Origin of the sequence: Halosimplex halophilum (assembly GCF_004698125.1) — an archaeon.
Classification (GTDB): Archaea; Halobacteriota; Halobacteria; order Halobacteriales; family Haloarculaceae; genus Halosimplex; species Halosimplex halophilum.
Genome location: NZ_ML214297.1, coordinates 1,886,909 through 1,906,126, shown reverse-complemented (window position 1 = coordinate 1,906,126; position 19,218 = coordinate 1,886,909). Strand labels below are relative to the sequence as shown.

Here is a 19,218-nt window from a genome sequence, read left to right as displayed (position 1 = left end):
CTTCACTCCCGGAACGTCAGCCCGTCCCGTAGCTCGCGCGCGTCGGCCAGCAGCCGGTCCGCCCGCCCGTCGCCCTCGCCGACGAGCGTCACGTGGCCCATCTTCCGCAGCCGGTAGACCTCCCGCTTGCCGTACCAGTGGAGGTGGGCGCGCGGCCGCTCGAAGACGGCGTCCTCGCCGGAGAGCGTCGCGGCCTGTCGTTCGTCCACGTCGCCGAGGATGTTGGCGGAGACGGTCGGCGCCCGTCGGCCGGTGTCGCCCAGCGGCCGCCCGGTCACGGCGCGGACGTGCTGTTCGAACTGCGAGGTGTGACACCCCTCGATGGTCCAGTGGCCGGAGTTGTGCGGCCGCGGCGCGATCTCGTTGAGGAGGATCCCGTCGTCCGGTCCCTGGAACAGTTCGATACCGTAGACGCCCCGCCCCTCCATCACGTCGAGGACATCGAGGGCGACCTCGCGTGCGCGCTCGCGAACGGCTCCGTCGGCTTCCGGCGGCGAGCGGGTCTCCCGCAGGATCTCCTCGCGGTGGACCGTCTCGGTGACGGGGAACGTGTCACGCTCGGGCTCGCCGTCCTCGCCCCACCGCTCGCTGCCGAGACAGCCCATCACGGCGAGTTCCCGCTCGAAGTCGACCATCTCCTCGACCATCGCGACGCCCGACGGGTCGTCGGAACTGCCGCCCTGGGCGGCGTCGACGATCTCCGCGAAGGCCGCCTCCACCTCGTCGGGCGACTCGACGGGGACGTTCCCGCGGCCGTCGTAGCCGCCCTTGCGGGCCTTGAGCATCGCGGGATAGCCCAGCTCGTCGAGCGCGTCGCGCAACTCCTCGGCGGAGTTCACCTCGCGAAACTCGGGGACCGGGACGCCCGCCTCGGCCAGCCGGCGCTTCTGGACGAGCTTGTCCTCGATGATCCGCAGGGTCTCGGGGTCGGGGTGGACCGGCGTATCCGTCTCCGCGGCGACTTCCTCCAGCAGGTCGGGGTCGGCGAGTTCGATCTCGAAGGTGAGGAAGTCGGCGCGCTCGGCGAGCTCGCGGACGGTCTCGGGGTCGTCGAAGTCGCCGACGACCTGGTCGCGGGCGACGGGCGCGGCCGGGGCGTCCGGGGTCGGGTCGCTGACGACGACCTCGACGCCGAGCGGCGCCGCGGCCTCGGCGAGCATCCGGCCGAGCTGGCCGCCGCCGACGACGCCGAGCGTCGGTCCGGGCGAGGTGAGTGTCATTGCGCCGGGGTTGCCCACCGGCGGGAATAAGCGTGTCCCTCTCGGGTGGGCGTCGGTCTCCAGCGGTGGCGGCGGGTCAGCCGCCGGCGGTGGCGTTCGCAACGTCCTCGCGGACGAAGAAGTGCGTCCGCGTGTCCCGGTCGCGCAACAGGTGGGTTCGCCGCTCGTAGCCCGACAGCGCCGCCGGAGGGCTCGGCAGGTCGCCGGCCCGCGCGACGACCATCAGTGGGCGCTCCCGCTCGACGGTCCGGCTCAGGGTCCGGGTCGAGTCGACGCAGGTCGCCGTGGCGTTCGCCCGCTCGAAGTACCACGGCAGCGGGAGGACCTGTTGCCACGCCGCGCAGGCCGGCCGACGGGGCCCGGTCGCGCCGGGCGCGTCCACGAAGTGGTCCCCGTACAGCACCACGTCCGTCCCTTCGTGGGCGGGCACGGCGGTCCCCAGCTGGCGCATCACCGGCTGGACGCCCGGCGCCGGCTGGGCGTACTGGACGAGCCCGTTGTCCTCGCCGTGGTCGGTCAGGTAGACGCTCCCGGCGCCCGCGAGGGCGACCTGTGCGGCGACGATCAGAACGACCAGCGCCGCCAGTCCCGCGCTCACGCGGTCGCCGTCGGCGACCGCCTCCCGCCCCCAGCGGACGAACAGTCCCAGCCCGACCGCCGCGGGGATCGCCAGCGGGACGACCGCGTGGACCGTCGCCCAGGGCGCCTTGATGTCCGTCGCGATCGGGTAGCCCAGCACCGAGGCCACCCCCCAGTAGAACGCGATCGAGACCAGGTCCGAGGGGCCGTCGGGCCGGTAGCGGTCGGCGACGAAGCCGACGACCGCGAGGAGACAGACCGCGGCGGCGCCGGCCCGCAGCGTCTCGAGGAAGTGACCGAGATACGGGAGATACGGGTGGCGCTGGTGTGTCCCTCCGACCCAGGTGCCCCACAGCGCCTCGGCGGAGCCGACGGTCGCCTCGCGAAGTACCGCCGGCAGGAGCGTCGGGTCGGCCAGTGCCGCGCCCAGTCCCGGGCCGACCGCCGTCTCGCCCCGCGGCGTGTAGAAGACGGCGACGACCGCCAGGAAGCCGAGGGCGCCGAACAGGGCCGCGTCGGCGTGGCGCCGGCTGACCCCGAGGGCGCGGCGACCGTGGGCCCGGACGACGGCCGTCCAGTCCTCGCCGCGGCCGGCCGCGCGGAACAGTCGGTGGTCGAGCAGGAGGGCGACGCCGCCGGCCCAGCACAGCAGGTACAGGAGGGCGTTCTCCTTGACGGTGAATCCCAGCGCGACGAACCCGACGCCGGCGTAGAAGTACCGGCGGCGGCCGGTGTCGACCGCCCGGACGAACAGGGCGAAGGCGGCGACCGTGAACGCCGCGACCAGCGGGTCGCCGCGCATGAACCGCGAGTAGTAGAGGACGACGGGTGTAAACGCCCAGAAGCCCGCGAGCGCGACGACCTCGACGCCGCGCAGTCGCTCGCGCAGCAGCAGCGCCGACAGCGGGAACAGCGCGGTGACGGCGGCGACGACGGCCCGCATCGCGAAGTCGGTCGGCCCGAGGACGCCGAAGACGACCTCGTTGGCGTGCTGAAGGAACGGGCCGTGGACGATCGGCCGGTACCGGAAGTTCCCGCTCGCGGCGTAGTCGAGCGTCCAGTAGGCGACGCGTCCCTCGTCGAAGTGGGCGGTCCGGGCGCCCAGCCGGTAGAACCGCGCCGCGAACGCCCCCGCGACGACCGCGACGACGGCGAGTGTGACCCTGTCGACGCCGTACTGGTTTCGCAGTCGCTCCGCGACGCCCCCCGCTTGCCCCCCCTCTCCTGTGGCTGCCATCACCGTCGTCCACGCCCGCCCGGACAAGAGCCCTACCGGTTGGAAAATCAACCGTTTGAGGCACCGAAAGCGGTCGGGTCGCGAGACGCCCGGCGCGGGGCTGTCGGCGGGATCGCGTGGTGCACGGCGAGAGATTCCGGAGTGTCGCGCGGCGCGCTGGCGCCCGTGTCGGGGCGGGTTCGGTAGTTCTTTTATGCGCGCTCGCTTCGCCCCGCGTATGGTACAGCTCGGTCTGGTGGTCGCCCAGTTCGACAAGGAGGGGACCGTCATCGACGGGATGGAGGCGGCGGCTCGCGAGGCCGCCAGCGAGCGCGACGCCGAGGTCGCCGCGACCGTCGAGGTGCCCGGCTCCTACGACACGCCGCTGGCCGCCGACCGGCTGGCCCGCCGCGACGACATCGACGCCGTGGCCGTCATCGGCGCCATCGTCGAGGGCGACACCGACCACGACGAGGTCATCGCCGACGCCGCCGCTCGGGGGCTGACCGACGTGAGCCTCGACCGGGACACCCCGGTCACCTTCGGGATCATCGGCCCCGGCATGAGCACGGCCGAGGCGAAGGCCCGCACCGACTACGGGGCGACCGTCGTCGACAGCGCCGTCGACCTCGTCGAACAGCTCCCGTGACCACACCGCGGACAACTACAGACACAACCATGGACTTCGCAGCACGCGTCGAACGGATCGAACCGAGCGCGACCGTCGCGATCAGCAACAAGGCCTCCGAACTGGAGGCCGAAGGCGTCGACGTCGTCGACCTCTCGGTCGGCGACATCGTCGACTTCGACACCCCCGAGAACGTCAAGGAAGCCGGCAAGGCGGCGATGGACGCCGGCCACACCGGCTACACTCCCTCGAACGGCATCCCCGAGCTCAGGGAGGCCATCGTCGACAAGCTCCACGGCGACGGCCTCTCCCAGTACGGGACCGAGAACATCGTCGTCACGCCGGGCGGCAAGCAGGGCCTGTTCGAGGTCTTCCAGACGCTGATCGACGACGGCGACGAGGTCGCCCTCGTGGACCCCGCGTGGGTCTCCTACGAGGCGATGGTGAAGCTCTCGGACGGCTCGCTGAACCGCGTCGACACCGCACAGTACGACTTCCAGCTCGAACCCGCGCTGGACGACCTGGCCGAGGCCGTCTCCGACGACACGGAGATCCTCGTCGTCAACTCGCCGGGCAACCCCCACGGCGCCGTCTACTCCGACGAGGCGCTGGAGGGCGTCCGCGACATCGCCGTCGAGCACGACGTGACGGTGATCTCCGACGAGATCTACAAGGAGATCACCTATGACGGCGTCGAGGCCACCAGTATCGGCACGCTCGACGGCATGGCCGAGCGCACGATCACGCTCAACGGCTTCTCGAAGGCCTACGCGATGACGGGCTGGCGGCTGGGCTACTACGCCGCGCCCGAGTCGGTCGTCGACCAGGCCGGCAAGATCCACGGCCACTCGGTGACCTGCGCGGTCAACTTCGTCCAGCACGCGGGCGTCGAGGCCCTGCGGAACACCGACGAGGCCGTCGAGGAGATGCGCTCGGCGTTCGAGGACCGCCGGGACATGCTCGTCGACCTGTTCGAAGAACACGGCAAGGACGTTCCCACCCCCGACGGCGCGTTCTACCTGATGCTGCCCGTCGCCGACAGCCGGATCGACGGCGACGGCGACCAGCCACAGGACGTGGCCTGGGCCGAGGAGGCCATCGAGACGGCCCACGTCGCGACCGTGCCGGGCAGCGCGTTCGGGACGCCGGGGTGGGTCCGCCTGGCCTACGCCAACGACGAGGACCGCCTCCGCGAGGGCGTCGAACGCCTCGCCGAGCACGACCTGCTGTAGCGGCACTCGCCCGTCCCGGTTCTTCGTCTCGCGCTCGGAGACGACTGCTAAAGCCGATACCGTCGCCGCAAATCTGGGTGTTCCCGCTCAGACCAGCCCGACGTGGCTGTGTCGCTTGTAGGCGAAGTACCCGAAGTAGAGCACGCCGGGGACGACGAGGACCGCCGAGAGCAGTCCGATCAGGAAGTGGTTCACCGGGTTGGGCCGCCACTCGCTGTTGAGCCGGACGAACGTGGCGTCCCGGTAGATGCCGACGACGAACAGCGGGAGGCCCAGCATCGCGACGCCGAGCATGATGGGGTTGAGGGCGGCGCCGACCACGCCGACGACGCCGAGCGCGGCGCCGGCCATCGCGACGTACCACCACGTCTCCGAGCCGACCCAGTCGACGACGTACTCGTGGCGCTTGTAGAGGTAGTGCAACACGGCCAGCCCGCTGACGAAGAAGCCGAGCACGACGTACAGGCCGGGGCTGGGCTCCCACTCCAGGTCCTGGTCGGCGACCTTCGAGGCGTCGAGGTACAGGAAGAGCGGAACGGCGACGATCGACAGCAGCCCCAAGACGATGGCGAGCAGCCAGACGATCGCCATCCCGCCCAGAAACGCCGTGAAGCCGGCGCCGGTCGCACCCGCCGAGGCACCCGTTCCCGCGGCTCCCGCCGCGCCCGTTCCCGCGGCGCCGCCGGAACTCGACCCCAGGCTCAACACCCCTACGACGATGATCCCGATGCCGAACAGCGCCGAGAGGACCGTCGGCCCCAGCAGGAACAGTTCCAACCCCCGATACGCCCGCGACGGCACGTCCTCCACCGTGACCCGTTGCATACCCCCCGAGGCGCGCCGCTGTGGATTAAATCCTGCGTTGATTACACAATCTGCCGACACCTCGGGGCGTGCGTTCGACGGTGCGAAACCGGCGACTACCCGCGTTCGTCGAGGATGCGGTCGACGATCCGGCCGGAGGAGAGCAACCCCTCGTAGTCGGGTTCGTAGGCGCTCGCGCGGCGGACCTCGCAGTCGATGCCGCGCTCGGCCAGCGCGGCGCGGACCCCCTCTTCGTCGTGGTGCTGGTCGTAGCCCAGGGCGATCACGGCCGGGTCGAGCTCCTCGATGGGCGCGAAGATGTCCTCGGGGTGGCCCAGCCGCGCCTCGTCGACCGGGGCCAGCCCGGCGACCATCTCCCGGCGTTGCGGGCCGGGGACCACCGGCGGTTCCTTGTGGGTCACGTTCGTCGAGCGGGCGACGATGACGACCAGCCGGTCGCCCATCGCCTTCGCGTCCCGGAGGTAGTGGAGGTGGCCGGGGTGGAGGATGTCGAAGGTGCCCTGGGCGACGACGAGGCGGTCGTCACCGGGCGGTCGCCGGTCGTCCGGTTCGTCGTCGGCTCGCCCCTCGGTCATCGCTCGCCCCACTCGTCGTCGGGCTCCGAGCGGAAGTCCGTCCCCTCGGCCCCGTAGTCGCGCTCCTCCATGAGCTCGGCGTCGATGTCCTCCTGGGAGAAGTCGAAGAACTCGTCCTCGGGCATCTCGATATCGAGTACCGGCAGGTCGACGGGCTCGCCCTCGCGGTCGAACGCCTGCCAGTCCGACCGCCCGTAGGGCGCGCCGACGATGATGTGGACCTTCCCCTTGCCGAACGTCTGGAGGTCGGCGTCGCTCGGGCGGAGCACGCCGTTGGGGTGGGAGTGGATCGACCCCGCCGCCCGGGAGCTGTTGGGGATCATGCTGGAGTCGACGGTGGCGCTGACGGGGTTCGACTCGGTCCCCGGGATGACGAGGATGTCCGTCAGGACGGTGCCCTCGTAGTCGAGGTCGAACTTCCGGGCGTCCTCGCCGCGCAGAAACCCCATGTACTCGTCGGGGTGGGCGTCCTCCGAGGCCTCCAGCGCGAACTCCAGCGCCGCCTCGGCGATGCCGACCACCTCGCCCGAGCGGAACAGTCCCATGCCTACGTCTCGGGTAGCCCGCGTAACAAGGCTTTCCAAACCATCTTTTTCGCGGAGGGGTGGGCAAACCGCGCCCACCCCTCCGCCAAAAACATGGGTGAAAACACCGTCAGAGCAAGCTCTGACGAGCCCTCGATCGCGTCGCTCACGAGGAAGGCCGCTTCCGCGGGGCTTCGCCCCGCTCCAGCGGAAGAACCGGCGCCTGCGGCGCCGGATGCTAACTACAGGTGACGTAGTCACGGCTACGCCTGAAGCTGTCCGCATCCCCATCTTTTGTGTGACAGGATTTTTAAACTATGCGGGAGCATCGCCAACTGCATGCCTTCTCGCAGGTCAATACTCCTTGAGGAGATGGTATGGCCAGAAGTCGAATCGGCGCTCGAAAACGGAACACGGACGGTGATCGTCTCGGTCGGTTCGATCGAACAGCATGGCCCACATCTCCCGTTGAACATGGACACACTCGACGGTGATGAGCTCTCGCGGCGAATCGCAGAGAATCTGGGGGATGCCCTTGCTGCGCCAACGATCCGGCCCGGCTGCTCGGGGCATCATATGGAGTTCCCGGGAACGATTACTGTCCCGCCCGAAACACTGATGAATGTAGTTCGGGGATACTGTCGCTCGCTCGATGAACACGGCTTCGAACATATCGTCTTAGTCCCGACACACGGAGGGAATTTCGGCCCGATCAGGGCTGTTGCACCTGATGTCGCCCGAGAAATCGATGCCACCGTGATTCCCCTCGCTGATCTCGACGAGCATATGCAGTTACTGAATGATGGCCTCAGCGAGGCGGGAATCGACTACGATCAAGATGTGATTCACGCTGGCGCAGCCGAGACGGCAGTGGTGTTAGCGGTGAATGAGAATCTCGTCAGGCTGGAGAACATCGAATCCGGCCCTGAAGGAGAGATTTCTACCGCTCGCCTTCTGAGCGAGGGGTTCAAAACGATCACCCGAAACGGTGTGCTTGGCGATCCGGCTGAGGCAACCGCTGAAGCCGGCGAAACCATCATTCAGAACGTGGTTGACACCTACGTTGATCACATTGTGAATGAACGTCGTTCAGTCTAGACGTTGACTCCACCGGGGTTGAACGAGTAATATGGGGATTCACTTATCGGTGCAGGTAGCGTATCGTACAGTATGCCTGAAGAAGTCCTGTTCAAATCGGAAGGCAACCAGAGTCGAGAAGAGATTGCAGCGTACCTTCGGAAAGTTGCGGATAATCTCGACAGCGGGAACGCGATCAGCCTAAAAGCGGGCTCCGAGTCTGTCACACTGACTCCCCCTGCCCGACCAACCTTCGAGGTCAAAGCTGAACGCGAAGGCCCGGCTGGCAATATGACTGAATTAAGTGTCGAGTTCGAACTCGAATGGGACGAGAACGCCGATGGGGAGGCTAGCGGAAGTGGCAAACTGGAAATCGAGTAGTCACTTCGCACGTCTACTCAGCAGATGATTCGTTCCCAGTGAACCTGAAATCAACCGCTTCGTGACCTGTTTCGTGACGGTCTATATTCACGTCCCGCTTTTTCCTCTGTTTTCGATCGGGAGTGTCCTCGACGCGCGAAGCGCACCTGTAGGTACCCCCAAGGGGAAAGATGGGCGCCGATGTGTTTCCGAAGGTTAAACTGCGGGCGGAGCGGTATCGAGTACAAATGACTCCTGTACCTGACGCCGGGGATTCCGGCGTCGCCGTCCCCGACGGTGGGACGACCGTCTACGACCTCGATTCGAACTGCGACTTCGAGTACGTCTCCGAGGGCGAGCTGTACCTCGCTGAAGTCAACGGCGTCGTCGAGTACGGCGTCTTCGTCGACCTCTCGGACGACGTGTCCGGGCTGGTCCACGCCTCGAACCTCCTCGGGACGTACGAGGTCGGCGACGAACTCGTCGTCGAACTCGAAGAAGTGCGGGAGAACGGCGACCTGGCCTTCGACGAGGTCGACCTGCCCGACTACGAGGTCGAAGAGATCACCCGCGACAGCCACGCCGTCGCCGACCTCGGCGATGTCGTCGGCGAGTCGGTCACGCTGGAGGGCGTCGTCGTCCAGATCAAACAGACCGGCGGCCCGACCGTCTTCCAGGTCCGCGACGCGACCGGCATCGCCCCCTGCACGGCCTTCGAGGAGGCCGGTGTCCGCGCCTACGAGGACGTGCGACTGGACGACGTGGTCCGCGTCGACGGCTACGTCGAGACCCGCGAGGGTGCCGTCCAGGTCGAGATCGACGACCTGCAGGTGCTCGACGGCGACGACGCCGAGAGCGTCCGCGCCGAACAGGACGCCGAACTGGACGACCTCGCCGAACCCCACGACCCCGAGCCGCTCGTCGAGTGGGACGCCTTCGAGAAACTGCGCGACGACCTGCGCGCGGTCGCCGAGCGGCTCCGCCGGGAGATTCTGGAGGGCCGTCCCATCCGGATGCGCCACCACGCCGACGGCGACGGCATCTGCGCGAGCGTCCCGATGCAGGTGGCCCTGGAGCGGTTCATCGCGGACACCTACGAGGACCCCGACGCCGCCCAGCACCTCCTCAAGCGCCTGCCGAGCAAGGCGCCCTACTACGAGATGGAGGACGTGACCCGCGACCTGAACTTCGCCCTGGAGGACCGCGAACGCCACGGCCAGCGGCTCCCGCTCCTGCTGATGCTCGACAACGGGTCGACCGAGGAAGACACCCCGGCCTACCGCAACCTCGCCCACTACGACGTGCCCATCGTCGTCGTCGACCACCACCACCCCGACCCCGACGCCGTCGGCGACCTGCTCGACGAGCACGTCAACCCCTACCTCCACGACGAGGACTACCGGATCACGACGGGCATGATGTGCGTCGAACTCGCGCGGATGATCGACCCGTCGATCACGGACGACCTCCGACACGTCCCCGCGGTCGCCGGCCTCTCGGACCGTTCGGAGGCCGAGGCGATGGACGACTACCTCGAACTCGCCCGCGAGCAGGGCTACGACGAGGTCGAGCTCCGCGACGTTGGCGAGGCGCTGGACTACGCCACCTTCTGGCTCAAGTACGACGACGGCGGCCAGCTCGTCACCGACGCGCTCAACGTCGACTGCGACGACGAGGAGCGCCACCGCGAGCTCGTCTCGTTCCTCGCGACGCGGGCCGAGCGCGACGTGGAGCGCCAGCTCGACGCCGCGATGCCCCACGTGGAACACGAGCGGCTCGACAACGACGCCCACCTCTACCGCATCGACGTGGAGAACCACGCCCACCGGTTCACCTACCCCGCGCCCGGGAAGACGACCGGCAAGATCCACGACTCAAAGGTCGCCGAGACGGGCGACCCCGTCATCACCATCGGTTACGGTCCGGATTTCGCCGTCCTCCGTTCCGACGGCGTCCGGCTGGACATCCCGACGATGGTCGAGGAGCTGAAAGCCGAGGTCGACGGCGGCGGCGTCAGCGGCGGCGGCCACCTCGTCGTCGGCTCGATCAAGTTCGTCCGCGGCATGCGCGAGACCGTCATCGACGCGCTGGTCGAGAAGATGGCCGACGCCGAGATCGACGAGGAACTCGGCAGTTCCGCCGCGTTCGCCGAGGACTGAGTTCCCGTTTCGTCAGCCGCCGACGCCCACGTTCTCCCCGAAGTCGATCCGGCGGGCGACCAGTATCGCGAGCAGCGCGCAGCCGCCGACGCCCGCGGCGATCCCGACCGGGAGCGACGGCCCGCTCCCTCCGCCGTCCCAGTCGGCGGCGAAGGCCGCCTGGTAGTACTCGCCGACCGCCTCGCCTTCGAGCGAGAGGACGACCTCCCGGTTGCTCCGGACCGACTCGCCGTTCCAGTTGAGGCTGCCGACGAGCACCTGGTCGCCGTCGATCACGACCCCCTTCGCGTGGATCTTCTCGAAGTCGCCCCCGGGTTCGGCGAGCTTCGCGGCGAGGGGCAGGCCCTCGCGCTCGGCCACGCCGCGGAGGTGTTCGACCAGCCGGCGGTTCTCTTCCTCGACGTACCACGCGCCGCTCAGCAGGATTCGCACGTCGACGCCGCGGCGGGCGGCCCGGAGCGTCTCGCGGAGGAAGCGCTGGTCTCGCCCGTCGACGCTCATCTGGATCACGTCGATGGACCCGTCGGCGCCGGCGAGCGCGGCGGTGACCGCCGGGCCCGCGTTGTCCGGGGCGACGAACAACCGGGTGCGATTCACGGGCACCGTCTCGGGCGAGCGGTGGCTGGGATACGAACCGTTCGCGACCCCCGCCCGGTCGAACGAGCGGCCGCGCCGGACCTGCGACCACGGGCGGGCGCCCCGCCAGTCGGCGTCGGCGCGGAAGGTCTCGGCGAGCCCCTCGACGATCCGGGGCTGTGAGACGACCGCGCCCCAGCCGCGGCTGGCGTGGCCGCCGGTCCCCGCTGGTTTCCAATTCTCCGTCAGCACGACCGCGCGGCCGTCCGCGACGGCGTACTTCGGGTGGTGGAACGCGTAGCGGCCGTGGGGACCGCCGAGGAGTTCGACGGTGGCGCCGGCGTCGGCGAGCGAGTCGAGCAGCCGGGCCTGTCGGCCGGTGATCCCGTCGACCGGCTCGGCGTCGAGGAGGACGCGCACGTCGACGCCGCGACGGGCCGCCCGTTCGAGCGCCCGCGCGACGCGCCCGGAGGTGAACGTGTAGCCCGCCAGCAGGATCCGGCTGTTGGCACTGCGAAGCACGTCGAGCGGGACGCCCGGCGCGTCGGGGAGCGTGAACGCCCGCGCGGTTCCTCCGGTCGCGGTGACGACCGACCGGTCCGTCCGTCCGAGCGGTCGCCACGCGACCGCGCCGCGGTCGTCGAACCGGGCGATCTTCCCCTCGGGCGCCTCGCGGTATCGGGCACGCGCGACGGTCGCGTTGCCGCGCCGGAGCCGGAGTCGCTCCCCGCCGTTGGCCAGCGCGACGCTCCCGTTCGCCGCGACGACCGGGCGACGGGTGAGGTTCCGGACCGCCCGGGGGGCGGTCGTGACGGCGACGCGACCGCCGACTGTCCGGTTCGGGAGGACGAGTTCGCCGTCGCCGTCGGAGAGCCGGTAATCGCCGATATCCGTCCCGTTTGGGGCGTCGATCACGACGAACTCGCCGCGGTCGCCGTCGGCGACGGGGTTCGGGTAGACCGCCGCGATCCGCGGCTCCGTCGGCCGGGTCGCGTCCGTCACGTTCGACGGCGTTCCGGGGTCGGCGACCGCACCGACCGCCGGACCGACCGCTCCCGCGACCAGCAGACAGACCGCCGCGAGCCGGGCTACTCTGGACACGCGAGTCGCTGGTCCCGCTCTCCGACATAAACCTCCGGACCGGCCGGTGGGGTTCGGTTCCGGGGCGGTCGGTGAGGTTCGATACCGGCGAAGACGAGGGGCGACCGACCCGGCCACCCAGAGTTTATCTGCCATCCCGGGACCACTCCGGCGCGATGGACCAACTGGGCCCCGGGCTGGCCGTCGACCCGTCGGCGACGCTGCTGTTCTGCGGGTTCGTGGCCGGCGGGGTCGCCCTGGGGACCGTCAGCGGGCTGACGCCGGGGATCCACGCCAACACGTTCGCGCTGCTGCTCGCCGGGGTCGCGCCCGCGGTTCCGGGGCCGGTCCGGTACGTCGGCGCGGCGATGCTGGCCGCCGGAACCGTCCACACGTTCCTCGACGTGGTGCCGGCGCTCGCGCTGGGCGTGCCGGACCCGGCGATGGCCAGCTCGGCGCTGCCCGGCCATCGACTGGTCCTGGCCGGCCGGGGTCGCGAGGCGCTCCGGCTGTCCGCGCTGGGGAGCGCCGGCGCGGTCGTGCTCGCGGTCCCCCTCGCGATCCCGATGACCCGGGCGATGACCGCGGCCTACCCGACGCTGCGGGCGCACCTCTCGCTCCTGCTGGCCGGTGTCGTCGTGCTGCTGGTCGCCACGGAGTCGACGAACCTCGGGCGAGTGGGTGCGGCGCTGTCGGTCGCGGCCAGCGGCGGGCTCGGCGCGGTCGCGCTGGACCTGCCCCCGGGCGGGCTCGTCGACTCCGGCGGGATGCTCGCGCCCATCTTCACCGGGCTGTTCGGCGCGCCGGTCCTGCTGGACGCGCTGACCGGCGAGGGCGTCCCCCCGCAGGACGACCCCGCGGTGACGACCGCTCCCCGTACTGTCGCGGGGTTCGCGCTCGCGGGGACCCTCTCCGGCGCGGTGGTCGGGTACGTCCCGGGCGTGTCCAGCGCCATCGCCGCGACGGTCGCGTTGCTCGCCGTTCCCGGCGGTGGCGGGATCGGCGCGGAGCGCGAACCCGACGGTGCGCGCGGGTTTATCGTCACGACCAGCGGCGTGAACACCGCGAATACTATTTTCGCACTGCTGGCGCTGATCGCCCTCGGGACGCCCCGGACCGGCGTCATGGTCGCGATGGACGAGGCCGGCGTGCCGCTGGACCTGCCGCTGTTGCTCGGGAGCGTCCTCGCTGCCGCGGCCTGCGGGTTCGTCCTCGTGGTGACGCTGGGTGACGGGTATCTGCGACTCGTGGGTCAGGCCGACTACACGCGGCTCTCTGTGAGCGTGCTGTGTCTCGTCGTGGTCGTGATCGCCGTGTTGACCGGCCCGCTCGGCGTCGGCGTGTTCGCGGCGTCGACGGTCGTCGGCCTGGTCCCCGTGAAGTTCGGCGCTCGCCGAGCCTCGCTGATGGGTGTGTTGTTGGTTCCGTTGATTCTGGGTGTTTGAGTGGGTGATTCGTGATCATACGGGGGTGAGCGCGCCGTTCGCTCTCCAGCAGTGATCGCTATCAGAGCCGACAGCAAGCGGTGAAAGCCCTCGGCCCGCTCGCGGTCGCTGAGCGACATACCCTCGCGGCCTCGCGGCCGCTTCGGGTAGGGGTCGCTCAGCCGACTCCCGGCGCGAGCGCGCCTCGCCCTTTCAGTCCGCCAGGACCGCACCGCAGACCGCCCCGCACAGCACCGCAGACGGCCACGAGCCTCCCCAGCCGATTCGCGACACGCGAGTCGCGAATCCACCGTCGGAGCACGCTCCGACGAGCCTTCGTTCACACAGTTCACGAAGACCTCGCGCGGCTACGGTCGCGCGCACGAGAGCGCGCGATAGCGCGCGCCACGGCGGACCGTCGCAAAGGCTCAGATGTAATCCTGGCCGCGGAAATAGGAGAGCATGACGAGGGCGACCAGCAGCATTCCGACCATGACGGCGGGGTAGGCGTAGGGCCAGGCGAGCTCGGGCATGTTGTAGGGGCTGTCGGCGAAGTTCATGCCGTAGACGCCGACGACGAAGGTGAGCGGGATGAAGATGGTCGCGACGACCGTGAGCACCTTCATCACCTCGTTGGTGGACTGGGAGAGGGTGTTGAGGTAGATGTCCCGCGCGCCGGAGGCCAGGTCGCGGTAGGTCTCGGTCAGGTCGACTAGCTGGACGAGGTGGTCGTACACGTCCCGGAAGTACTTCTCCGTCTCCTCGTCGACCTGGGCGGGGTCGCCCCGGGCGAGGACGCCGACGGCCTCGCGGGTGGGCCAGGCGAGCTTGCGAAAGGAGAGCAGTTCCCGGCGGACGCTGTTGATGGCTTCGAGCGTCTCGATGTCGGTCGAGGTGGTGACGGCCTCCTCGACGGCCTCGATGTCGTCCTCGATCTCGTCGAGCAGTTCGAAGTACTCGTCGACGACCACGTCGACGACGCGGTAGGCCGTGAAGTCGGCCCCCCGGTGGAGGAGCCGTTCGTCGCCCGAGCGGACGGCCTGCCGAACCCTGTCGACCGGATCGACCGGGCCGGGGGAGAGCGTGACCAGCCAGTCGTCGCCGACGAAGACGCCGACGGGCACGTCCCGGATCTCCTCGTCGAAGGTGGTCTCGCCGCCGCGGAGGGTGGCGCGCTTGACGACGACGAGCGTGTAGTCGTCGTACTCCTCGGTCTTGGGCCGGACGCCCTTGCACACGTCCTCAACGGACAGCGGGTGGATGTCGAAGGCCTCGGCGACCCGGTCCATCTCGGCGCGGTCGGCGCCCGCGGCGTGGACCCAGGTCGTCCCGTCGGCGGCGCGGGCCGCGGCGAGGTCGTCGTACTCCGTGACCTCGTCGGCGCGGTAGACGAGCGCGGCCGTCACGGCTCCCCCTCCGGCGGCTTCGACCGGCCGATGGCCGCGAGCGTGACGCCCACCATCACGGCGGTCACCGACAGCGACCGCCCGGGGTAGGGCGCGGCGACCCCCACCGCGTACCCGACGGTCCCGACCGCGGTGAGCGCGAGTCCGATCGGGAGCGCCGCTCTCATGTCCCTCTCCGATGGCCGCGAGCGACAAAAGCGTATGCCGACCGCGGGCGCCCGTTCGCCGTCAGTCGCCCGCGATGCCGGGTGCGACCGCGGGGGACCTCTCCGGCGGGACAAGACACTTACCGGCACCGGGAGTCGGGGTGCGCATGGTCCACTGCCCCGAATGCGAGACGGAACTCGCCGACAAGGAGGACGTGGAGTTCGTCGACATGGACGCGAAGATGGCCGGGATATTCCGCTCCTCCAAGCGGTTCTACGTGGTCGGCTGCGCCGACTGCGGCGCCGCGATCGGCAGCGGCGTCGCCGGCGGCGGCGGATAGGCGGGCCCGCGCGGACGAGCGGCCCGCCGGGTCGGCGGTCAGGCCGGCGGATGGCGGAGTCCGGCCAGCAGCGTGTCGACCCGCGAGCGCTCGTCGACCGCCTCCGGGTGGACGGCCACGACGGTCACGAAGTCGCCGTCGTGTTCGACCGTCGCGAGGTGGATCGTCGCGTTCGTCTCCACGCCGCCCATCCGCTGGGTGGCGGTGTACTCGGAGACCGTCCGCGACTCGCCGAGGAACTCGACCGACCGGTTGGACTGGAACTGCACGTCCGACAGTCCGGACGAGGCGCCCACGAACCGGCGGACGAGCCGTTCGTTCGAGAGCGAGCCGATGGGGTTGACCGACGTGCCCGCGACCGACGCGGCGGGCGAGGTGAAGACGGTCACCCGCGCGAAGTCGCCCTCGACGCCCTCGGCCAGCTCGACGGTGCGGTTGTACCGCCGGAGTTCGCTGGAGACGACCACCTGTCTGGTCTGGCCCGCGGCCGAGACGTTGTGCGTGCTGTTGGGCGAGCCGCTGGCCGCCAGCTGGTAGCCCGTCTCCTCCAGCGTCGCGTCGTCGACCTCCGTCGCGTTCGCGGCGAACCCGAGCGGTTCGCTCCCGGTGAGAAAGCCGATGCAGCCGGCCGTCGCCAGCAGGACGACGAGCGCGACGCCGATACCCGCCTCGCGTGACCGTATCATGTCACCGACGTTATCGCGACGAGGGATAAACCCGCCGGCGCGGCCCGCGCCAGCGCCCGACCGCGGCCGACGCCCGTGTCACTCGAAGCGGTAGGTCGGCCCGTCGTCGCCGTCTTCGACCGCGACGCCGATGTCGTCGAGCCGGTCGCGCAGTTCGTCGGCGCGCTCGTAGTTGCCCGCCTCGCGTTCCCGCTCGCGCAGGTCGAGCACGAGTTCGACCAGGTCCTCGGCGACCCGCACCTCGCCGCCGTCGGACCCGCCGAACGAGAGGCCGAACACGTCGCCGCCGAGCTCCTCGAAGGCGTCGATGGCCCGCTTGAGGCCCGGGAAGTCGTAACGGTCGCGGTCGTCGACGTGGGCGTTGACCGCCGAGGCCAGCTCGAGCAGGGCGGCCATCGCCTCGCGGGTGTTGAGGTCGTCGTTCATCGCCGACTCGAAGTCGGCGCGGGCCGACTCGACGGCCTCCCGCAGGGCCGGGTCGGCGGCGTTGGCGTAGGCGTCGACGCTGTCGGCCGCCTCGACGGCCCGCTCGTAGCCGCGTTCGAGCCGTTCCCACCGTTCCTCGGCCTCGGCCAGCGTCTCCTCGGAGAAGGTCGGGTCCGCCGAATAGACGGTCGAGACGAAGAACGTCCGGAGTACGTCGACGCCGAACTCCTCGATGGCCGCCCGCGCGGTCGTGAAGTTCTGCAGGCTCGAGGACATCTTCTCGTCGGCCACCTGGACCATCCCGGTGTGCAGCCAGTACTTCGAGAACTCCTGGCCCGTCGCGCACTCGCTCTGTGCGATCTCGTTTTCGTTGTGCGGGAAGACCAGATCCGACCCCGCGACGTGGATGTCGAAGGTCTCGCCGAGGTGGGTCGTCGACATCGCCGAGCACTCGATGTGCCAGCCCGGCCGGCCCTCGCCCCACGGCGAGTCCCACGTCTGTGCCTGCTGGGCGGCCTCCTCGGCGGGCGCCGCGCCCTCGTGCTGGTGCTCCGCTATCTCCGCGGGGTCGACGCCGCCGGCCTTCCACAGCGCGAAGTCGGCGGGGTTGCGCTTCTCGGCGAGTTCGTCCTCGTCGCCCTGGACCTCGGACTCGTCGAGGTCCTGGTTCGAGAGCTTCCCGTAGTCGTCGTCGGCGGTCACGTCGAAGTAGACCGACCCGTTGGACTCGTAGGCGTATCCCTCCTCGACCAGCGTCTCGACCATCGCGACGATCTCGTCGATGTGCTCGGAGACGCGGGGGTACACGTCGGCGCGCTTGAGGTTGAGCGCCCGCATGTCCTCGATGAACGACTCGGTGTAGTGGCGGGCGACCTCGGCTTCGTCCTCCCCCACTTCGCCGACGCGGGCGACGATCTTCTCGTTGACGTCGGTGAAGTTCTCGACGTGGCGCACGTCGTAGCCCAGGTACTCCAGCCACCGGTGGACCACGTCGGTGTGGGTCCACGTCCGGGCGTGGCCGACGTGGGCCGGGTCCGAGGTCGTCAGGCCGCAGAGATAGAGGGTGACCGCGTCGTCGTCGACCGGCTCGAAGTCCTCCCGCTCGCCCGTGAGCGTGTTCGAGAGCTGGAGCGTCATTACCCGAGTCTACGCGGCCCGGCGTTTCAAGGTGGCGGATGGGCGTCGAACGGTGGCACGGTCCTACGCCGCCAGCGCGTCCTCGACCGCCCGCACCGCGTCCGCGCCGTCGCGGCGGCCGACGACCACGACCAGCGACCCGCCGCCGACGGCGGCCGCCTCCACGGCCACCCCGGCGGTCGCCAGCCGACCGAGCACCTGCCGGAGCGCCTCGGCGTCGGCCGCGCCGCCGGCGGTGATCGCCGTGAGCGGCCCTTCGTCGGGGACTAGAGCGAGGTCGCCCACCGCGAGGACGGCGTCGGCGGGGTCGCCCTCGCCGAGGCCGCTCTCCATGCTCACCGGCGGGGCGTCCCCCGGACGCCCGTAGTCGGGGAGGTCGTCGGCGAACCGGCGGAGCGCGGCGACCACCGCGTCGGTCTCGCCCTCGACATCCAGAAAGCGGGCGGCGGCGGTGTAGTTGACCACGCCGGCCCGGAGCGCGTCGTACAGGAACGGGTGGCGCCGGACGGCCTCGCGGGTGTCCGCGGCGAGTGTCATACCCGCCGGATGGACGCCGGGCGCGAAAAATCCCTGGGTGGGGTCGAGACCCGCCGCTCCGGCGGGGCCGTCGGCGACGGCCAACGACACCCCTTTGGGGGATTCGTCCGTACCGGTGGGCATGGAAGCGCTCGTCATCGTCGCCCACGGGTCGCACCTGAACGCGGATTCGAGCACCCCGACGTTCGACCACGCCGACACGATCCGCGCGACCGCCGCCTTCGACGAGGTCCGGGAGGGCTTCTGGAAGGAGGAACCGTCCTTCCGCGAGGTCCTGCGGACCGTCGAGAGCGACGAGGTGTACGTCGTCCCCCTGTTCGTCTCGGAGGGCTACTTCACCGAGGAGGTCATCCCCCGCGAACTGCGCCTCGACGACTGGGACCCCGAGGCCTGGGACTCGGACGGCACCAGCGCCACGCACGCGACGCTCGAAGCGGCGGACGTGGACAAGACGGTCCACTACTGCGGCCCGGTCGGCACCCACGAGGCGATGAGCGACGTGATCGTCCGCCGCGCGGAGTCGGTGACCGGCGACCCCGACGTGGGCGAGGGCTTCGGCCTCGCCGTCGTCGGCCACGGCACCGAGCGCAACGAGAACTCCGCGAAGGCCATCGAGTACCACGCCGACCGCATCGCGGAGATGGACCGCTTCGACGAGGTGGAGGCGCTGTTCATGGACGAGGACCCCGAGGTCGACGACGTGACGGACTTCTTCGACAGCGACGACATCGTGGTCGTCCCGCTGTTCATCGCGGACGGCTACCACACTCAGGAGGACATCCCCGAGGACATGGGGCTGACCGACGACTACCGCGAGGGCTGGGACACCCCCGCCGAGGTGGACGGCCACCGGATCTGGTACTCCGGGGCCGTGGGGACCGAGCCGCTGATGGCCGACGTGGTGCTCGAACGGGCCGCCGACGCCGGCGCCGACGTGGCCGACGCCGTCGAGCGCGTGCGGGCCGAGACCGGCAGCGCCGAGCCTGCCGACGACTGATGTCGCCGACCGTCGGACTGCCCGGCGGGTGACCGCCGGCGGGGCGGTGGCTGGAGGGCGATGCGTC

Annotated in this window: 19 protein-coding genes; 8 read left to right on the top strand and 11 right to left on the bottom strand. The window is 70.2% G+C overall.

All coding sequences use genetic code 11. From position 1 onward, the window contains the following. Positions 1-2: 2 nt before the first annotated feature. Complete coding sequence (locus E3328_RS09595; protein ID WP_135364344.1) at positions 3-1,220, bottom strand: 5-(carboxyamino)imidazole ribonucleotide synthase; 1,218 nt, start codon at positions 1,218-1,220, stop codon at positions 3-5. Positions 1,221-1,296: 76 nt separating this feature from the next. Further along, the gene (locus tag E3328_RS09590; RefSeq protein WP_167837357.1) at positions 1,297-3,036 is read right to left on the bottom strand and encodes a flippase activity-associated protein Agl23; all 1,740 of its coding nucleotides are present in this window, start codon (positions 3,034-3,036) and stop codon (positions 1,297-1,299) included. 217 nt (positions 3,037-3,253) lie between these two features. Here E3328_RS09590 and ribH point away from each other — a divergent pair, with 217 nt between their 5' ends. Next, positions 3,254-3,664 (top strand): 6,7-dimethyl-8-ribityllumazine synthase, encoded by a 411-nt coding sequence (gene ribH / locus E3328_RS09585; RefSeq protein ID WP_135364342.1) that lies wholly within the window; start codon positions 3,254-3,256, stop codon positions 3,662-3,664. A gap of 29 nt (positions 3,665-3,693) precedes the next feature. Further along, on the top strand, positions 3,694-4,875 hold the full coding sequence (locus E3328_RS09580) for a pyridoxal phosphate-dependent aminotransferase (protein ID WP_135364341.1): 1,182 nt from the start codon (positions 3,694-3,696) through the stop codon (positions 4,873-4,875). Positions 4,876-4,962: 87 nt separating this feature from the next. On the opposite strand, the gene E3328_RS09575 is transcribed toward E3328_RS09580, so the two are convergent. The 3 genes from E3328_RS09575 to E3328_RS09565 form a co-directional block, all read right to left on the bottom strand. Continuing rightward, on the bottom strand, positions 4,963-5,700 hold the full coding sequence (locus tag E3328_RS09575; protein WP_135364340.1) for a hypothetical protein: 738 nt from the start codon (positions 5,698-5,700) through the stop codon (positions 4,963-4,965). A 95-nt stretch (positions 5,701-5,795) separates the two neighbouring features. Further along, the gene (locus tag E3328_RS09570; RefSeq protein ID WP_135364339.1) at positions 5,796-6,275 is read right to left on the bottom strand and encodes an FAD synthase family protein; all 480 of its coding nucleotides are present in this window, start codon (positions 6,273-6,275) and stop codon (positions 5,796-5,798) included. Next, entirely contained in the window at positions 6,272-6,820 is a 549-nt protein-coding gene (locus E3328_RS09565) for a JAB/MPN domain protein-containing protein (protein WP_135364338.1), read from the bottom strand. The genes E3328_RS09570 and E3328_RS09565 overlap by 4 nt, the downstream gene beginning before the upstream one ends. 318 nt (positions 6,821-7,138) lie before the next feature. On the opposite strand from E3328_RS09565, the gene E3328_RS09560 reads away from it, so the two are divergent. From E3328_RS09560 to E3328_RS09550, 3 genes are all read left to right on the top strand, one after another. Then, complete coding sequence (locus tag E3328_RS09560; protein WP_135364337.1) at positions 7,139-7,897, top strand: creatininase family protein; 759 nt, start codon at positions 7,139-7,141, stop codon at positions 7,895-7,897. A gap of 72 nt (positions 7,898-7,969) precedes the next feature. Then, on the top strand, positions 7,970-8,257 hold the full coding sequence (locus E3328_RS09555) for an amphi-Trp domain-containing protein (protein ID WP_135364336.1): 288 nt from the start codon (positions 7,970-7,972) through the stop codon (positions 8,255-8,257). Positions 8,258-8,484: 227 nt separating this feature from the next. Beyond that, the gene (locus E3328_RS09550) at positions 8,485-10,395 is read left to right on the top strand and encodes a Hef-associated nuclease (RefSeq protein WP_135364335.1); all 1,911 of its coding nucleotides are present in this window, start codon (positions 8,485-8,487) and stop codon (positions 10,393-10,395) included. 12 nt (positions 10,396-10,407) lie between these two features. Here E3328_RS09550 and E3328_RS09545 read toward each other — a convergent pair whose 3' ends face one another. Next, positions 10,408-12,072, bottom strand: a complete 1,665-nt coding sequence (locus E3328_RS09545) for a phospholipase D-like domain-containing protein (RefSeq protein ID WP_246022949.1) — start codon at positions 12,070-12,072, stop codon at positions 10,408-10,410. 155 nt (positions 12,073-12,227) lie between these two features. Here E3328_RS09545 and E3328_RS09540 point away from each other — a divergent pair, with 155 nt between their 5' ends. After that, positions 12,228-13,496: a tripartite tricarboxylate transporter permease gene (locus tag E3328_RS09540; protein ID WP_135364333.1), complete on the top strand. Its 1,269-nt coding sequence runs from the start codon at positions 12,228-12,230 to the stop codon at positions 13,494-13,496. Between the two features lie 407 nt (positions 13,497-13,903). On the opposite strand, the gene corA is transcribed toward E3328_RS09540, so the two are convergent. Beyond that, positions 13,904-14,881, bottom strand: coding sequence for a magnesium/cobalt transporter CorA (corA, locus tag E3328_RS09535; RefSeq protein ID WP_135364332.1), 978 nt, complete (start codon positions 14,879-14,881; stop codon positions 13,904-13,906). Continuing rightward, positions 14,878-15,048, bottom strand: coding sequence for a hypothetical protein (locus tag E3328_RS21950; protein ID WP_167837356.1), 171 nt, complete (start codon positions 15,046-15,048; stop codon positions 14,878-14,880). The genes corA and E3328_RS21950 overlap by 4 nt, the downstream gene beginning before the upstream one ends. A 146-nt stretch (positions 15,049-15,194) precedes the next feature. Between E3328_RS21950 and E3328_RS21945 the strand changes: the two genes are divergently transcribed. Beyond that, a complete protein-coding gene (locus tag E3328_RS21945) occupies positions 15,195-15,368 on the top strand; it encodes a hypothetical protein (protein ID WP_167837355.1) in 174 nt (57 codons plus the stop codon). Between the two features lie 38 nt (positions 15,369-15,406). Here E3328_RS21945 and E3328_RS09530 read toward each other — a convergent pair whose 3' ends face one another. The 3 genes from E3328_RS09530 to E3328_RS09520 form a co-directional block, all read right to left on the bottom strand. Further along, positions 15,407-16,054 carry a DUF6517 family protein gene (locus E3328_RS09530; protein ID WP_135364331.1) on the bottom strand — a complete coding sequence of 216 codons (648 nt, stop codon included), beginning with the start codon at positions 16,052-16,054 and terminating at the stop codon, positions 15,407-15,409. A 78-nt stretch (positions 16,055-16,132) separates the two neighbouring features. Continuing rightward, entirely contained in the window at positions 16,133-17,617 is a 1,485-nt protein-coding gene (gene cysS / locus E3328_RS09525; RefSeq protein WP_135364330.1) for a cysteine--tRNA ligase, read from the bottom strand. A 63-nt stretch (positions 17,618-17,680) separates the two neighbouring features. Continuing rightward, positions 17,681-18,154, bottom strand: a complete 474-nt coding sequence (locus E3328_RS09520) for a DUF7523 family protein (RefSeq protein WP_135364329.1) — start codon at positions 18,152-18,154, stop codon at positions 17,681-17,683. Between the two features lie 121 nt (positions 18,155-18,275). On the opposite strand from E3328_RS09520, the gene E3328_RS09515 reads away from it, so the two are divergent. Next, positions 18,276-19,151, top strand: a complete 876-nt coding sequence (locus E3328_RS09515; protein ID WP_135364328.1) for a CbiX/SirB N-terminal domain-containing protein — start codon at positions 18,276-18,278, stop codon at positions 19,149-19,151. Positions 19,152-19,218: the final 67 nt, after the last annotated feature.